Genomic DNA, 15,379 nt, shown 5'->3' with positions numbered 1-15,379 from the left:
GCCACCGGTCAGAAGCTGCTGACGAGCTTCACGAACGCCTCGTCGATCGTCGCCGGGTCGGTGGCGTCGAACGCCTTGCCGGCGCTGGCCCCGGCGATCCGGTCCAGCGCGGCCAGGTCCGACTCCCGGTCGAACGCCACGCAGAAGACCTTCACCGGCCGGTCCGGGTCCAGCTCGATGTCGGCGAGCAGCCGGTCGAGGTCGTTGTCCTTCGGATACTCGTTCTTGCCGTCGGTGAGCACCACCACCGCGTTGATCCGGTCGGGGTCGTAGTCGGCGAGCAGCCGGCGGTGCGCGGCGCGGACCGTCGCGTACAACGCGGTGTTGCCGCCCACCCGCAGCCCGGTGAGCCGGCGCGCGAACGCGGCCCGGTCGTACGGGCCCAGCCGGACCTCCTCGCTGTACGGCTTCCCCGGCCGCTGCGGCGTCTCCGACGAGAACGACCACAGCGCCACCCGGTCGGCGGAGTTGAGCAGGCCGACGCCCCGGTCGACGGCGGTGGTGGCCACCTGGAACCGGGTGCGGCTGCCCACCTTGGCGTTCATCGAGCCGGAGGTGTCCACGGCGAGCAGGATGTTCGCCTTCTTGCGCAGCGTGCCCCAGCCGCGCAGGATCGCGTCGACCACCTCGGGCGCCGGCGGGTCGAAGTAGGTCAGCTGCCCGTCCGCGCCGCCCCGGACGGCGGCGACCAGCGCGTCCGACGCCCGCCGCTCGTGGTCGCGGAAGCCGAGGTCGGCGAAGCTGCGCTGCTGCGGGCCGGCTTGGAGGAAGGCCAGGAAGTCCTGGGCCGCCGCCTGCTGCGCCGCATCGGCCGAGGGCAGCACGACGTACGGGTGGTCGAGGTTGAACGTGCCCTCGCTGGGGTGCACCGCCACCAGCGGCACCCGCGGCTTCTGCCCCGGGGTGGGGCTGAGCTGCCCCTCGTTGTACTGGTAGACCAGCTCCTCCTGGACCACGACCGCGCTCATGTCCCGGGCCCGCGCGTCGCCGGCCCCGCCCGCAGCCGCCCCGCCCAGGTCCGCCTCGGCGAGGTCGCGCAGCAGGTCCACCGAGTCGTCGCTGTAGTGCGAGACGTTCGCCTCGATCCGGCGCACGAACTGGGTCACCGCGGGCTTCGCCAGGTCGGCCTTCGTCAGGTCGCTGGACCGCCGCACCGCCGCGTAGTAGGTGGCGATGGTGGCCGCCAGCCCCGACGTGGACAGGTTCGGGTTGTCCTTGCCGAAGGTGAACCGGCCCCACTCGGGCCGCCCGAAGGCCGCCCAGCCGGCGTCGCCGGAGAGCCCGAGGACGTCCGCCCAGCCGAGCCTGCCGCGCTGGCGCACCAGCTCGCCCTTCTCCAGGGGCATCGCGATGACCAGCGGGCTGTTGGCGATCGACGGGTACCGGCCGGGGGTCTGCGCCGCCCGGCCCGCCTGCTCGTCGAGCAGCCGCAGCCGGCCCGTCCACAGCGACGACGTTGGCAGCCACACCTGCGGGGCCGGGACGCCCGGCTGCCGGCCGGACCAGTTCCCCGCCGCCAGGGCCTCCATCGCCTTGCCCGAGTTGAGCCCGTGCACGGTCACCTCGGCGCAGCGCCCGCCGAAGCGCCGGTCGGCGGCGTTGTACCGGGCGGCGAGCTGGGCGACCAGGTCGGCCTTCTCCGTCGAGGAGTTCACCTCCAGCGCCACGCACCCGGAGCGGTCCGGGCCGGGGGTGGGCCGCACGATCACGTACGCCGCGGCGATGACCGCGAGCCCGGCGACGACGGCCACGGTGTACGGCAGCCACGGCCGGGCGGAACGCTGGCCGGCGGTCATCGGCTCCTCCAGGGGTGCGGGTCGGGCGGGGACATCGGCGTCGCGCCGGTGCCCTCCCGGGGCGGGGCGGCCGGCGGCAGCGCCGTGGCGAGCAGCAGGCGCACGCCGTAGACCACGACGAACGTGACCGCCCCGACGCCGGCGGCGGTGCCCACGGCGGTGGACGCGACGTACCCCACGGCGGCGCCGACCGCGCCGAGGAAGATCGCCGTCGAGACGCCCCACGCGTCGGTGGCCTCCCGGCGCAGCCGCCGCGGCCAGCGCTCGGGCCGCGCCCCGTGCGCCACCGGCGGGTACGTCGCCGCGGGCCCACCCGGCGGCTGGACCGGCTGCCACGCCGTCGGGGGCGGTGGTTGCCAGGCCGTCGGGGGTGGTGGCTGCCAGTCCGTCGGGGTGTGCGCCGCCGGCTGGCGGGGGACCGGCTGGGTGGCCGCCGCGTCGGTGCCCTGTTGCAGGGCCGCCCGGATCGGCACCGGCGCGCCGCCGCGCGGGCCGTGCCCCAGCAGCCGCAGCAGGACCTGGTCGGCCGGCGGCCGGGCCCGGTGGTCCTTGTCCAGGCACCGTTCGACCAGCTCCGCCAGCGGGCCGGAGAAGCCGGTCAGGTCCGGCGGGTCGTGCAGCACCCGGTGCATCACCGCCGCGACCGCCCCGGTGCCGAACGGCGGGTGGCCCGTGGCGGCGTACGCGATGGTGGCCGCCCAGGCGAACACGTCGCTGGCGGGGCCCACCTCGTCGTCGCGGAACCGCTCCGGCGCCATGTACGCGGCGGTGCCCATGACCCCGCCGGTCACCGTGCCGGTGACGTCGAGCGCCCGGGCGATGCCGAAGTCGATCACCCGGGGGCCGTCCGCGCCGAGGACCACGTTGTCCGGCTTGAGGTCGCAGTGCACCACGCCGGCCTGGTGGATCGCGGTGAGCGCGGTGGCGGTGCCCACGGCCAGCCGGTGCAGCACGTTGTCGGCGACCGGGCCCCGCTCGTGGACGTACCGGTGCAGGGTCGGGCCCTCGATGTACTCGCTCACCACGTACGGCGGGTCGTCGTCGACGTCGGCGAAGAGGATCTGCGCGGTGCAGAACGGCGCGACCCGGCGGGCGGCGTCGATCTCCTTGGCGAACCGGGCCCTGGCGCGCGGGTCGGGTGGCGCGGAGAGGGCGAGCATCTTGACGGCGACCAGCCGGCCCTGCCGGTCGCGGCCCAGGTAGACCACTCCCTGGCCGCCCGAGCCGAGCCGGCCGAGCAGCTCGTAGGGGCCGGCCCGGTCCGGGTCCCGTGGGCCGAGCGGAGTCGTCTCCGGCATCGCTGTGGCTGCCCCCATCGCCCCTGGCGGTTCCGACCGCGTGGTGCCTGGGCGGTCGGCGTCGATCCGTCGACACCGGTATGGTGCCACGCCCGCGCCAGCGTCGAGCCCGGCCGGTCGGTGGGCGGCCCGGCCCGTGGGACGGCCCCGGCGGGCCCGGTTCCCCCGTTCGGCTGAGGGCCGGCAGCCCGGCCGGTCGGGCGGGCGACTAACCTGACCGGCATGCGTCTCTCCGCCCGGGTCGACTACGCCCTCCGCGCGGCTGCCGAGCTGGCGGCGGTCGCCGACGGTGCGGGAGCCGCGCGGTCCCGCCCGGTGACCGCCGAGCAGATCGCCAAGTCCCAGGAGATCCCGCCCAAGTTCCTGGAGAGCATCCTGTTGCAGCTGCGCCGGGGCGGCATCGTGCACGCCCAGCGTGGCCCCGAGGGCGGCTACTGGCTGGCCCGGCCCGCCGCCGAGATCTCGCTCGCCGAGGTGATCCGGGTGATCGACGGGCCGCTGGCGCACGTGCGCGGGCAGCGCCCGGAGCAGCTCGGCTACCGGGGGGCCGCCCGCGCGTTGCAGGACGTGTGGATCGCCCTGCGGGCCAGCGAGCGGGAGATCCTCGAACTGGTCACCGTCGCCGACGTGGCCAACGGCACCCTGCCCGAGCGGGTCAGCGAACTGGCCGCCGACCCGGGCGCCTGGAGCTGACCGCAACCCCACCCGCCGCAAGCGTCCCGACATTTAACCGATAGGGACTTGACCCGAGGCCGTCTCGTGCCGCATTGTCGACCAAGTCGATAGGAGATGCCGAAAAGTCAGGGGGCGCTCGTGCGCAAGCTGTTGGTCCTCGCCCTCGTCGGGCTCGTCGCGCAACTGGTCGACGGCTCGCTCGGCATGGCCTACGGGCTGACCTCGTCGACCCTGCTGCTGGTGGCCGGGGTCGCCCCGGCCGCCGCGTCGGCGTCGGTGCACCTCGCCGAGATCGGCACCACGCTCGCCGCCGGGGTGGCCCACTGGCGGTTCGGCAACGTCGACTGGCGGGTGGTCGCCCGCATCGCGCTGCCCGGCGCGGTGGGCGCGTTCGCCGGCGCCACCTTCCTCAGCTCGATCTCCACCGAGGCCGCGGCGCCCTGGATGGCCGCGATCCTGTTCACCCTCGGCGCGTACCTGCTGGTGCGCTTCTCCCGGCCGCTGCGCGCCAGCCGCGCCGCCGGGCCGCTGCGCGCCCGCTTCCTCGGCCCGCTCGGCCTGGTCGCCGGCTTCGTCGACGCCACCGGCGGCGGCGGGTGGGGCCCGGTCGCCACCCCGGCGCTGCTGGTCTCCGGCCGGATGGAACCCCGCAAGGTCATCGGCTCGGTCGACACCTCCGAGTTCGTCGTCGCGGGCGCGGCCAGCGCCGGCTTCCTGATCGGCCTCGGCACCGAGGGCTTCCTGCTGCCGACCGTCGCCGCGCTGCTCATCGGCGGCCTCATCGCCGCACCGATCGCCGCCTGGCTGGTCCGCATCGTCCCCGCCCAGCTGCTCGGCGCCGTCATCGGCGGCGTCATCGTGCTCACCAACGCCCGCACCCTGGTGCGCGCCGGCGGGCTGCCCGGCGGCGCCCAGTGGACGGTCTACGCGTTGCTGGCCGCCGGCTGGGTCGCCGCCGTCGTGCTGGCCGTCCGCGCGCTGCGCCGCACCCGCCGCGCCCGCGCCACGGTCGAGGCGGCCCTCGCCGACCAGCCCGCCACGGCCCAGGTCGCCGGCTGACCGTACGCCGTGCCGGCGCGCGGCCGGTTGATCGACGCGATGTCGGCGACATGGCGCTGTCCGGCCCATCGGATGCCCCCATGTCGCCGACATCGCCGCGCCTTGCGTGAGCCGCGCCTTGCGTGAGCCGCGCCTGGCGTGAGCCGCGCCTGGCGTGAGCCGGGCGGGCGTGGGCCGGGGCAGGGGGGTCAGCGGCCGGCGGCCTCGCTGATCAGCTCCCAGGCGTCGTCCACGTGGGCCTGCGTGGTCAGCGGCGAGCCGATCGCCAGGCGCAGGGTGAACCGGCCGGCGACCCGGGTGTGGGTGAGGAACACCCGGCCGGTGGCGTTGACCCGCTCCAGCAGCCCGGCGCTCGCCTCGTCGCCGGCGGCGAGGCGGAAGCAGACCAGCGAGAACGGGTGCGGCGCGGCGAGGACGAACCGGTCGTCGGCGCGGACCCGGGCGGCGAACCGGTCGGCGAGCGCCACGTGCGAGCGGACGTGCGCCCGTAGCCCCTCCACCCCGTACCAGCGCAGCACGAACCACAGCTTCAGGGCGCGGAACCGCCGGCCCAGCGGCACCTGCCAGTCGCGGTAGTCGACGACCGCCCCGGAGTCGCTCGCCGCGTTGCGCAGGAACTCCGGCAGCACCGTCAACGCCTCCACCAGCTCCGCCGAGTCGGCCACCCAGAACGCGTCGCAGTCGAAGCCGGTGAGCAGCCACTTGTGCGGGTCGAAGCAGTACGAGTCGGCGTACTCCAGGCCGGCGTGCGACCAGCGCAGCTCCGGGCAGACCGCCGCCGCGCCCGCGTACGCGGCGTCGACGTGCAGCCAGACGCCGTACTCCGCGCAGACCGCGCCGATCTGCGGCACGGGGTCGACGGCGGTGGTGGAGGTGGTGCCGATCGTGGCCACCACGATCGCCGGCACGTCGCCGGCCGCGAGGTCGGCCCGGATCGCCGCCCGCAGCGCGTCGGGGTCCATGGCGAGGGTCTGCGGGTCGGCGGCGACCACCCGCACCCCGTCGCCGCCCAGCCCGGCGATGCGGGCCGCCTTCTCGATCGACGAGTGCCCCTCGGTGGAGGTGTACGCCCGGTAGCGGCGGTCGACGCCCACCTGTCGCCAGCGGCCCCCGCTGGCCCGGTGCAGCGCGGCGAGGGTGGCCACCAGCGTCGCCGACGACGCCGAGTCCTGGATCACCCCGCCGCCGGGACCGGTGGAGCGGAACTGCTCGGGCAGGCCGAGCAGCCCCGCCAGCCAGTCCAGCATCACCGTCTCCAGCTCGGTGCAGGCCGGCGCGGAGGCCCAGAGCATGCCCTGCACCCCGAGCCCCGAGCTGACCAGGTCGCCCAGGACGCTGGGGCCGGAGGTGTTGGCGGGGAAGTAGCCGAAGAAGCCCGGGTGCTGCCAGTGGGTCAACCGGGGCGTGACCAGCGCGTCCAGGTCGGCCAGCAGCGCGGCGACCGGCTCGCCGTGCGCGGTCGGCCCGGCCGGCAGTGCGGCGGCCACCGTGCCGGGCGGGTCCTGCGAGGTCACCGGGCGCTGCCCGAGCGTCGCCCAGTAGTCCGCGATCCAGTCGACGATCGCGTGCCCGGCGCGGCGGAACTCCTCGGGGTCCATGTGCTCAGCCATCCGACGAGTCGACCAACTCAGCCGGGTGGACGCAAGGGACCGGGACGTTGTTGCGGCGGGGAAAGCGGTGTCCTAGCATCCCAGGGGCGCGGAGCCGAACCATGGACGTCGATGCGATGTCCGATCACCGCCGCCAGCGCGGCGGACGCAACCCGGCGGCCAAGGGCAGGCCACCGGGGCCGACGCGTCGCCGCGCCCGCCCGACCTCCCCCGGAGGCATCCCCGTGCACCTGACCGCATCCCGCCGCACCCTCCTGGCCGCCGCCGTCGCGGCCACCACCCTCGCCGCCGGCGCCCTCGGCACCGTGGCCGCCTCGGCGGCCGCCGCCGGCTGCCGCGTCGACTACAAGATCAGCAGCCAGTGGGGCGGCGGCTTCGGCGCCGACGTCACCGTCACCAACCTCGGCGACCCGATCAACGGCTGGGCCCTCACCTGGTCCTACACCGCCGGCCAGCAGGTCACCCAGGCGTGGAACGCCACCGTCACCCAGTCCGGCGCCCAGGTCACCGCCCGCGACGCCGGCTACAACGCCGCGCTCGGCACCAACGGCACCGCGAACTTCGGCTTCAACGCCTCCTGGAACGACAGCAGCAACCCCGTACCGGCGAGCTTCGCCCTCAACGGCACGACCTGCACCGGCGGCACCACCCCCACCACCGCGCCCCCGACGAGCGCCCCGCCGACGACCCCGCCCCCGACGACGCCGCCACCCACCACCCCGCCGCCGACCACCCCGCCGCCCACGGACCCGCCCGCCGGGGCCAAGCAGATGGAGAACCTCGACCGGGGGCTGATCAGCGTCCGTTCCGGCAGCGGCAACCTCGTCTCCTGGCGGCTGCTGGGCACCGAGACCTCCGGGGTGTCGTTCAACCTCTACCGCGGCTCCACCAAGGTCAACGCCAGCCCGATCACCGGCGCCACCAACTACCTCGACGCCGGGGCGGCGGCCGGCTCCGCGTACACCGTGCGGGCCGTCGTCGGCGGCACCGAGCAGGCGGCGTCCGCGCCGGCGCTCCAGTTCGCCAACGGCTACCTCGACGTGCCGTTGCAGGTCCCGCCGGGCGGCACCACCCCCACCGGGGAGGCGTACACCTACTCGGCCAACGACGCCAGCGTCGGCGACCTCGACGGCGACGGCGACTACGAGATCGTCCTCAAGTGGGACCCGTCCAACAGCAAGGACAACTCGCAGTCCGGCTACACCGGCAACGTCTACGTCGACGCGTACACCCTCACCGGCACCCGGCTGTGGCGCGTCGACCTCGGCCGCAACATCCGCGCCGGCGCCCACTACACCCAGTTCCAGGTGTACGACTACGACGGCGACGGCGACGCCGAGGTGGCCATGAAGACCGCCGACGGCACCCGCTCCGGCACCGGCCAGGTCATCGGCTCGTCGTCGGCCGACTACCGCAACTCCAGCGGCTACGTCCTGTCCGGCCCCGAGTTCCTCACCATGTTCGACGGCCGCACCGGCGCCGCGGTGTCCACCGTCAACTACGACCCGCCGCGCGGCACCGTCTCCTCCTGGGGCGACAGTTACGGCAACCGCGTCGACCGGTTCCTCGCCGCGACCGCGTACCTCGACGGCCAGCGCCCCTCGCTGATCATGGCCCGGGGCTACTACACCCGCGCCGTCATCGCCGCCTGGGACTTCCGCAACGGCGCCCTCACCAAGCGGTGGACGTTCGACTCCAACGCCTCCGGCAACTCCGCCGCCGCCGGGCAGGGCAACCACAACCTGTCCGTCGCCGACGTCGACGCCGACGGCCGGCAGGAGATCGTCTACGGGGCCGCCACCATCGACGACAACGGCCGCCTGCTGCACTCCACCAACAACGGCCACGGCGACGCCCTGCACGTCGGCGACCTCGACCCGAGCCGCTCCGGCCTGGAGGTCTTCAAGGTCGACGAGGACGGCAGCAAGCCCAGCTCCTACTTCGCCGACACCCGCACCGGCCAGGTCATCTGGTCCACCCCCGCCTCCGGCGACAACGGCCGCGGCGTCTCCGGCGACATCTGGGCCGGCAGCCCCGGCGCCGAATCCTGGTCGTCGGCGGTGAGCTACCTGGCCAACACCAGGGGCCAGAACGTCGGCCGCAAGCCGTCCTCGGCGAACTTCCTCGCCTGGTGGGACGCCGACCCGGTGCGCGAGCTCCTCGACGGCACGAAGATCGACAAGTACGGCACCTCCGGCGACACCCGGCTGCTCACCGGCAGCGACGTCGCCTCCAACAACGGCACCAAGTCCACCCCGGCGCTCTCCGGCGACATCCTCGGCGACTGGCGGGAAGAGGTGATCTGGCGCACCGGCGACAGCCGCGCCCTGCGCATCTACAGCACCCCGACCCAGACCAGCACGCGCATCTACACCCTCATGCACGACCCGCAGTACCGCGCCGCGATCGCCTGGCAGAACACGGCCTACAACCAGCCGCCGCACCCGGGCTTCTTCATCGGAGACGGCATGGGTACCCCGCCCACGCCCAACATCTACCTGCGCTGACCGCGCCTAGGTAAGGTGGCAGGCACCGGGCCGCAGCCGCGGAATCCGCACAGCTCCGGCCCGGTGCACCACACCGCAGCACCCCCGACCCGTCCCGACCGGGGAGTGCCGTACCACCACCGGAACCAAAGTTACGCGGCGACCGCAACGCACCGGTGACGCCGGTATGAAGATCGTGTTTCGGGCGTTTCCAACCGGGTTCACCCCCGCCGGTCCACCGGGTTCACCCCTGCCGGCGCAACCCGCCCGCCACCTTCTCGGCGACCAGTTCGAACGAGCGCACCCGGTCCGCCCCGTCGTACACCATCGACGTCAGCATCAACTCGTCCGCGCCGGTCCGCGCCAGCAACTCCGTCAACTGCCGGCCCACCGTCTCCGGCGAGCCCATCGCCTGCCCCTCCCGCCGCTGCACGACGAACTCCCGCTCCGCCGCCGTGTACGGGTACGCCGCCGCCTCCTCCGGCGACGCCAGCGGCTGCGGCCGCCCCGAGCGCAGCTTCAGGAACGCCAGCGCCGACGGCCCCGCCAGCCACTGCGCCCGCTCGTCGGTCTCCGCGCAGATCGCGTTCACCGCCACCATCGCGTACGGCTCCGACAGCCACCGCGACGGCCGGAAATGCTGCCGATACAACGCCAACGCCGGCAGCGTGTGCTGCGCGCTGAAGTGGTGCGCGAACGAGAACGGCAACCCCAGCAGCCCCGCGAGCTGCGCGCTGAACCCGCTGGAACCCAGCAGCCACACCTGCGGCTGCTCGCCCCGCCCCGGCGTCGCCACGATCGGCCCCGCGTGCTCGCCGGTGAAGTAGCCCATCAGGTCGGCCAGCTCCCGGGGGAACCCCTCGGCCGACAGCCCCTCCATCGTCCGGCGCAACGCCAGCGCCGTCACCTGGTCGGTCCCCGGCGCCCGGCCGATGCCCAGGTCGATCCGCCCCGGGTGCAGCGCCTCCAGCGTGCCGAACTGCTCGGCCACCACCAGCGGCGCGTGGTTGGGCAGCATCACCCCGCCCGAGCCCAGCCGGATCGTGCTCGTGTGCGCGGCCAGGTGCGCGATCAGCACCGCCGGCGCGGAACTCGCGATCGCCGGCATGTTGTGGTGCTCGGCCACCCAGAACCGCCGGTAGCCCAGCTCCTCGGCCCGCCGGGCCAGGTCGGTGGTGTGCCGCAGGGCCTCGCCGGCCGTGGAGCCGGCCGCGACCGGGGCAACGTCAAGGACTGACAGGGGTACGTCGATCACGCGAGGAACCAACCCCGGCGTCACCCGGTTTGTTCCCGCCACCCCCGTCGCCCGGTAGGTCCCCGCCCGCCCCGGCGCCCGGAACCCGCCCACCCGCCCCGGCCCGCAGCAGCCCGAGCACGAGCAGGCCCGCGCCGATCCCCACCCCGGCCGCCACCGCGAAGCTCGCCCGCACCCCGCCCACCGCCGCCGCCCGCGTCGCCCCCGCCAGCAGCTCCCGCCCCTCCGGCGGCACCGCCCCCAGCAGGCCCGACACGCGCCCGCCGGCGACGGCGTGCGCGACTCCCGCCGCGTCGGCGACCCCCCGCGCCTGCAGGACGCCCCGCGCCCCCGCCGCGAAGACGCTGCCCAGCGCGGCGATGCCGAAGGCGAACCCGAGCTGCCGGCAGGTGTTCACCGCGCCGGCCGCCATCCCGCCCCGCGCCGCCGGCACCAGCGACATCGCCACCGCGCCCAGCGCCGGCGTCGCCAGCCCCACCCCCACGCCGATCACCGCCCCGCCCGGCACCAGCGCCGGCCAGCCCGCAGCCCCGCGCACCAGCACCGCCGTCACCGCGCTGCCCACCCCCACGCACAACAGCCCGCCACCGATCACCAGGCCCGGACGCCGGCCGTGCAGCGCCCGCCCCGACACCGCCGACACCACGAACGCCACCACCGACATCGGCAGCCCGGTCAGGCCCGCGCCGACCGGCCCCAGCCCCAGCACCGACTGCAACCAGATCATCGAGTACGCCAACGGCGCGAACGCCGCGAACGTCAACAGCAGCCCCGCCAGCAGCACCGCCACGAACGCCCGGTCCCGCAGCAACGCCAGGTCGAACATCGGCTGCCGGACCCGCCACTCCACCACGGCGAACCCCGCCAGCAGCACCGCCGCCGCGCCCGCCGCCGCCCACACCACGGCATCCGACCAGCCCGCCTCGGCCGCGCGGATCAGCGCGTACGTCGCGCAGCCCGCCGCCACGGCGAACACCACCACCCCGCCGACGTCCACCCGCCCACCCACCGCCGGACGGCCCGCCGGGAGCGTCCGCGCCCCCAGCCCGAGCGCCACCGCGCTGACCGGCAGGTTCACGAAGAAGATCCAGTGCCACGACACGCCCTCGGTGAGCAGCCCGCCCAGCACCGGCCCCACCGCCGCCGACGCCCCCGACACCGCCCCCCACACCCCGTACGCGGCACCCCGGTCCCGGCCCGCGTACGCCCCGTCCAACAGCGCGAACGTCGTGGCGAACATGGCCGCCGCGCCGAGGCCCTGCGCCGCCCGCGCCGCGACCAGCCCCTGCGCGCCGGGCGCGAGCCCGCACGCCAGCGACGACAGCGCGAACACCACCACCCCCGCCAGGTACGTCACCCGGTGCCCCACCCGGTCGGCCACCGCCCCCGCCCCGAGCACCAGCGCGGCGAGGGCCAGCGCGTACGCGTCGACCACCCACTGCACCGCACCGAACGACGCGTCCAGGTCCCGCACCATGTCCGGCAGCGCGACCGTCACCACCGTCACGTCGACCAGCAGCATGAACGTGCCCAGGCAGACCGCCGTCAGGGGAAACCATCTGCGCATGCCGACACCCGCGTCTCTCCCGGCCCCGCGCGACGGCCGGTGGGCCGGTGCGCCTCACCCCGTACAACGCGGCTGGCCCGGTGGCGTCACCGGCCCGCCGGCCTGTTGCCGCATCGACGTGCCCGACTGTTGCCGCGCCGGTTCGCCGGCCCGCCCCGGCCGGTCCCGTCCTCAGCCCGTGCCGCGCACCTGCTCGAAGATCAGGCTCGTCTGGGTGTGCTGCACCGCCGGATCCACCGCCAGATGATCGAGCACGAAGTCCCGCAACGCGTCCCCGGACGCGGCCCGCACGTGCAGCACGTAGTCCTCCGCGCCCGCCACGTGGAACACCGACACCACCCCCGGCAGCCGCACCGAGCGGGCCCGGAACGCGTCCACCGCCGCCCGCTCGTGCGCCGTCAACCGCACCGACACCAGCGCCTGCAACGGCAGGCCCACCGCCGCCGGATCCACCTCCGCGTGGAACCCCCGGATCGCCCCGCACTCCCGCAACGCCCTCGTGCGCGTCAGGCAGGTCGACGCCGCCACCCCCACCCGCTCGGCGAGGGCGTTGTTCGGCAGCCGGCCGTCCGCCGCCAGCTCGGTCAGGATCGCGCGGTCGACGTCGTCCAGGGCGGCGAAGGGCCGCACATCATTCGGTGCAAGGGGCATCCACCCATCCTGCTCCGAATCTCCGCGTAACTGAAGCCTCACTCGCAGAATCTTCTGCGGTTCTCTTGCCCGACATCACTGCGATGTTCGACGCTTCCCGCCATGAGCAGCACCGTGGACACCAGATCCGTCGACACCGCCGCCGTGCACGCCGGCCGCGCCGACCTCACCGCCCTCGGCGTCCACGCCCCACCCATCGACCTGTCCACCACCAACCCCCTGCCGTCGGTCACCGACGGCGGCGAAGCCTACGAAACCCTCGCCACCGGCGGCACCCTCCCGCCCGGCGGCAGCGCCGTCTACCAGCGGCTCTGGAACCCCACCGTCGCCCGCTTCGAAACCGCCCTCGCCGAACTCGAAGACACCCCCGCCGCCGTCGCCTTCGCCAGCGGCATGGCCGCCCTCACCGCCACCCTGCTCGCCGCCACCGGCGACGGCAACCGCCACGTCGTCGCGGTCCGCCCCCTCTACGGCGGCACCGACCACGTCCTCGCCACCGGCCTGCTCGGCACCGACGTCACCTGGGCCCGCCCCGACCAGGTCGCCGCCGCGATCCGCCCCGACACCGCCCTCGTCGTCGTCGAGACCCCCGCCAACCCCACCCTCGACCTCGTCGACATCGCCGCCCTCGCCGCCGCAGCCGGCGGCACCCCGCTGCTCGTCGACAACACCGTCGCCACCCCCGTGCTCCAGCGACCCGCCCGGCACGGCGCCGCCCTCGTCCTGCACAGCGCCACCAAGAGCATCGGCGGCCACGGCGACGTCCTCGCCGGCGTCGTCGCCTGCGACGAGGACTGGGCCGTCCGGCTGCGCCAGGTCCGCGCCCTCACCGGCGCGATCCTGCACCCCCTCGGCGCGTACCTGCTGCACCGCGGCCTGCAGACCCTGCCCCTGCGCGTCCGCGCCCAGTCCGCCGGGGCCGAGAAACTCGCCGCCTGGCTCGCCCGCCACCCCGCCGTCGACCGCGTGCACCACCCCGGCCTCGACGACCCCGCCGGGCTCGTCGGCCGGCAGATGACCGGCACCGGCAGCCTGCTCGCCTTCGAGGTACGCGGCGGCGCGCCCGCCGCCGCCACCGTCGCCGCCGCCTGCCGGCTGATCACCCACGCCGTCTCCCTCGGCGGCGTCGACACCCTCGTTCAGCACCCCGCCTCGCTCACCCACCGGCCCGTCACCGGCGACGCCCGACCCGCCGGCGGGCTGCTGCGCCTCTCCGTCGGCCTAGAGGACCCGGAGGACCTGCGGGCAGACCTGGAACAGGCGCTCGCCGCGCTCGGCTGACCGTCGCCCGCCGCCCTCGCCCGCACGCCCGCCCCGGCCGCCCGTCCCCGCACGCCCGCCCCGGCCGGCCGTGGACCGGCCCCGTCGTCCCGCCCCGGCGGCCCGACCGTCGTCCCGCCCCGTCAGGACTTCGGGCCGACGTGCCGGTCCAGCACCGCGACCGCGTCGCGGCGGGCCACCGACAGCGAGTTGGGGCGGTTCATCCGCCAGGCGACGCCGAGCAGGCCCAGCGCCCACTGGCAGAGCCCCATGATGTCGGCCGACTCGTTGCTGAACAGGTAGCGCGGGTAGACGTAGCCCCTGCCGCGCACGGTCACCCGGTTGGCCACCCGGCAGCCGTCGGAGTGGAACAGGCCGCGCGCGAAGTCGCCGGGGCGGGCGGCGACGATCTCGCGTTGCCAGCCGGCCAGGACGATCGGCCGCTCGTGTTTCTTGCCCGGCCCGTGCTGCGGTAGCAGACAGGGCCAGTGCACGCCGCTGCTCTCCACCGAGACGCACCCGCGTTTGGGGATTCGCTGCACCTTCGCGGCGAGCACGGCGAGCATCGCCTGCTCGCACGAGTCGATCAGGCGGGGGTAGGCGGCGGTGCAGGCGATGCGGAGGACCGGTGCCTTTCCGGACGTGACGAGGTGGCCGTCGCCCAGGTAAAGGCCGAGCAGATAGGGGTAGGCCCTGGAGTCTGTCGGATAGCCGACCTCGGGTGAGCAGCGGAAGCAACGCTTCGCCGTGCCGACGACGGCCCGCTCGGGGCGGTCGACGCACCAGTGCCACACGGTGTTGTAGGGCAACGAGAGAGCCCGGGCCACCGATCGAATGTTGTGGCCGTTCGCGCGAAGCTCACGGGCCCGAGCCCGCACCTGGGGTGGATGCATTGAACCATGGTCGAACGCCTGTGCGACAGTTTTTGTGCCCCCGGTGGGATTCGAACCCACACTGTATGCAGTTTGAGTGCATCGTCTCTACCGGTTGGACTACAGGGGCCTTCCATGATTCGGCCCTGACAGACTACCCACTACGCTAGGGACGGCGACACCCGGCACGGCGGGTGTCGGGCGCAGACTGGTGGGAGTGGCTCGTGGCCGAGACGCAGACGGATGCCGAGCGCAGGCGGGTGTTGATCGCCGAGGACGAGGCGCTCATCCGGCTCGACCTGGCCGAGATGCTCGTCGAGGAGGGCTACGAGGTCGTCGGGGAGGCCGGCGACGGCGAGACGGCCGTCCGGCTCGCCGAGGAGCTGAAGCCCGATCTGGTGATCCTCGACATCAAGATGCCGATCATGGACGGGCTGGCCGCCGCCGAGCGGATCGCCGGCGCCCGGATCGCCCCGGTGATCATCCTGACCGCGTTCAGCCAGCGGGACCTCGTGGAGCGGGCGCGGGCGGCCGGCGCGATGGCGTACCTCGTGAAGCCCTTCCAGAAGAGCGACCTGGTGCCGGCCGTGGAGATCGCCCTGTCGCGCTACTCGGAGATCGCCGCGCTGGAGGCCGAGGTCGCGGGCCTGACCGACCGGCTGGAGATCCGCAAGACGGTGGAGCGCGCCAAGGGTGCGCTGATGACGACGTACGGCATGACGGAGCCGCAGGCGTTCAAGTGGATCCAGCGCACGGCGATGGACCACCGGATGACCATGAAGGAGGTCGCCGAGCGGATCCTCGCCGAGACGGCCGGCGGCGAGGTGGCACAGCCGGCCTCCTGAGGCCC

The 15,379-nt window shown here is 74.8% G+C and carries 12 protein-coding genes and 1 tRNA gene; 5 read left to right on the top strand and 8 right to left on the bottom strand.

Translation table 11 applies throughout. The features are described 5' to 3' along the window. Window positions 1-8: 8 nt before the first annotated feature. Window positions 9-1,796 (bottom strand): substrate-binding domain-containing protein, encoded by a 1,788-nt coding sequence (locus LPU61_RS12890; protein ID WP_043967424.1) that lies wholly within the window; start codon window positions 1,794-1,796, stop codon window positions 9-11. Continuing rightward, window positions 1,793-3,094, bottom strand: coding sequence for a serine/threonine-protein kinase (locus LPU61_RS12885; RefSeq protein WP_063838623.1), 1,302 nt, complete (start codon window positions 3,092-3,094; stop codon window positions 1,793-1,795). Before LPU61_RS12885 ends, LPU61_RS12890 begins: the two co-directional genes overlap by 4 nt. 222 nt (window positions 3,095-3,316) lie before the next feature. On the opposite strand from LPU61_RS12885, the gene LPU61_RS12880 reads away from it, so the two are divergent. Together LPU61_RS12880 and LPU61_RS12875 are read left to right on the top strand one after the other, a co-directional pair. After that, window positions 3,317-3,787, top strand: a complete 471-nt coding sequence (locus LPU61_RS12880; protein WP_043967425.1) for an Rrf2 family transcriptional regulator — start codon at window positions 3,317-3,319, stop codon at window positions 3,785-3,787. A gap of 120 nt (window positions 3,788-3,907) precedes the next feature. Further along, the gene (locus LPU61_RS12875; protein ID WP_043967426.1) at window positions 3,908-4,828 is read left to right on the top strand and encodes a sulfite exporter TauE/SafE family protein; all 921 of its coding nucleotides are present in this window, start codon (window positions 3,908-3,910) and stop codon (window positions 4,826-4,828) included. A gap of 188 nt (window positions 4,829-5,016) precedes the next feature. Here LPU61_RS12875 and LPU61_RS12870 read toward each other — a convergent pair whose 3' ends face one another. Beyond that, window positions 5,017-6,438, bottom strand: coding sequence for a pyridoxal-dependent decarboxylase (locus LPU61_RS12870; RefSeq protein WP_229405027.1), 1,422 nt, complete (start codon window positions 6,436-6,438; stop codon window positions 5,017-5,019). Window positions 6,439-6,662: 224 nt separating this feature from the next. On the opposite strand from LPU61_RS12870, the gene LPU61_RS12860 reads away from it, so the two are divergent. Beyond that, window positions 6,663-8,945: a cellulose binding domain-containing protein gene (locus LPU61_RS12860; protein WP_305071916.1), complete on the top strand. Its 2,283-nt coding sequence runs from the start codon at window positions 6,663-6,665 to the stop codon at window positions 8,943-8,945. Window positions 8,946-9,168: 223 nt separating this feature from the next. On the opposite strand, the gene LPU61_RS12855 is transcribed toward LPU61_RS12860, so the two are convergent. From LPU61_RS12855 to LPU61_RS12845, 3 genes are all read right to left on the bottom strand, one after another. Further along, entirely contained in the window at window positions 9,169-10,179 is a 1,011-nt protein-coding gene (locus tag LPU61_RS12855; protein WP_043967429.1) for an LLM class flavin-dependent oxidoreductase, read from the bottom strand. Continuing rightward, a complete protein-coding gene (locus tag LPU61_RS12850) occupies window positions 10,151-11,746 on the bottom strand; it encodes an MFS transporter (RefSeq protein WP_043967431.1) in 1,596 nt (531 codons plus the stop codon). Before LPU61_RS12850 ends, LPU61_RS12855 begins: the two co-directional genes overlap by 29 nt. Window positions 11,747-11,917: 171 nt before the next feature. After that, window positions 11,918-12,397, bottom strand: coding sequence for an Lrp/AsnC family transcriptional regulator (locus tag LPU61_RS12845; RefSeq protein WP_043967433.1), 480 nt, complete (start codon window positions 12,395-12,397; stop codon window positions 11,918-11,920). A 102-nt stretch (window positions 12,398-12,499) separates the two neighbouring features. Between LPU61_RS12845 and LPU61_RS12840 the strand changes: the two genes are divergently transcribed. Next, window positions 12,500-13,678 carry a PLP-dependent aspartate aminotransferase family protein gene (locus tag LPU61_RS12840; RefSeq protein WP_043967435.1) on the top strand — a complete coding sequence of 393 codons (1,179 nt, stop codon included), beginning with the start codon at window positions 12,500-12,502 and terminating at the stop codon, window positions 13,676-13,678. A gap of 122 nt (window positions 13,679-13,800) precedes the next feature. On the opposite strand, the gene LPU61_RS12835 is transcribed toward LPU61_RS12840, so the two are convergent. Further along, window positions 13,801-14,484, bottom strand: a complete 684-nt coding sequence (locus LPU61_RS12835; protein WP_229405026.1) for a transcriptional regulator — start codon at window positions 14,482-14,484, stop codon at window positions 13,801-13,803. A gap of 101 nt (window positions 14,485-14,585) precedes the next feature. Further along, window positions 14,586-14,659, bottom strand: a tRNA-Leu gene (locus LPU61_RS12830). 94 nt (window positions 14,660-14,753) lie between these two features. Between LPU61_RS12830 and LPU61_RS12825 the strand changes: the two genes are divergently transcribed. Continuing rightward, complete coding sequence (locus LPU61_RS12825; protein ID WP_043969321.1) at window positions 14,754-15,374, top strand: ANTAR domain-containing response regulator; 621 nt, start codon at window positions 14,754-14,756, stop codon at window positions 15,372-15,374. Window positions 15,375-15,379: the final 5 nt, after the last annotated feature.

Origin of the sequence: Micromonospora sp. NBRC 110038 (assembly GCF_020884815.1) — a bacterium.
Classification (GTDB): domain Bacteria; phylum Actinomycetota; class Actinomycetes; order Mycobacteriales; family Micromonosporaceae; genus Micromonospora; species Micromonospora haikouensis.
Note: the sequence above shows the minus strand (reverse complement) of the source record. Positions and strands in the feature narration are given on the sequence as shown.

Bases quoted from the DNA above. Each gene is read 5' to 3' on its own strand.
- LPU61_RS12890 (WP_043967424.1), bottom strand. From the start codon at position 1,796: ATGACCGCCGGCCAGCGTTCCGCCCGGCCGTGGCTGCCGTACACCGTG.
- LPU61_RS12885 (WP_063838623.1), bottom strand. From the start codon at position 3,094: ATGCCGGAGACGACTCCGCTCGGCCCACGGGACCCGGACCGGGCCGGC.
- LPU61_RS12880 (WP_043967425.1), top strand. From the start codon at position 3,317: ATGCGTCTCTCCGCCCGGGTCGACTACGCCCTCCGCGCGGCTGCCGAG.
- LPU61_RS12870 (WP_229405027.1), bottom strand. From the start codon at position 6,438: ATGGCTGAGCACATGGACCCCGAGGAGTTCCGCCGCGCCGGGCACGCG.
- LPU61_RS12850 (WP_043967431.1), bottom strand. From the start codon at position 11,746: ATGCGCAGATGGTTTCCCCTGACGGCGGTCTGCCTGGGCACGTTCATG.
- LPU61_RS12845 (WP_043967433.1), bottom strand. From the start codon at position 12,397: ATGCCCCTTGCACCGAATGATGTGCGGCCCTTCGCCGCCCTGGACGAC.
- LPU61_RS12840 (WP_043967435.1), top strand. From the start codon at position 12,500: ATGAGCAGCACCGTGGACACCAGATCCGTCGACACCGCCGCCGTGCAC.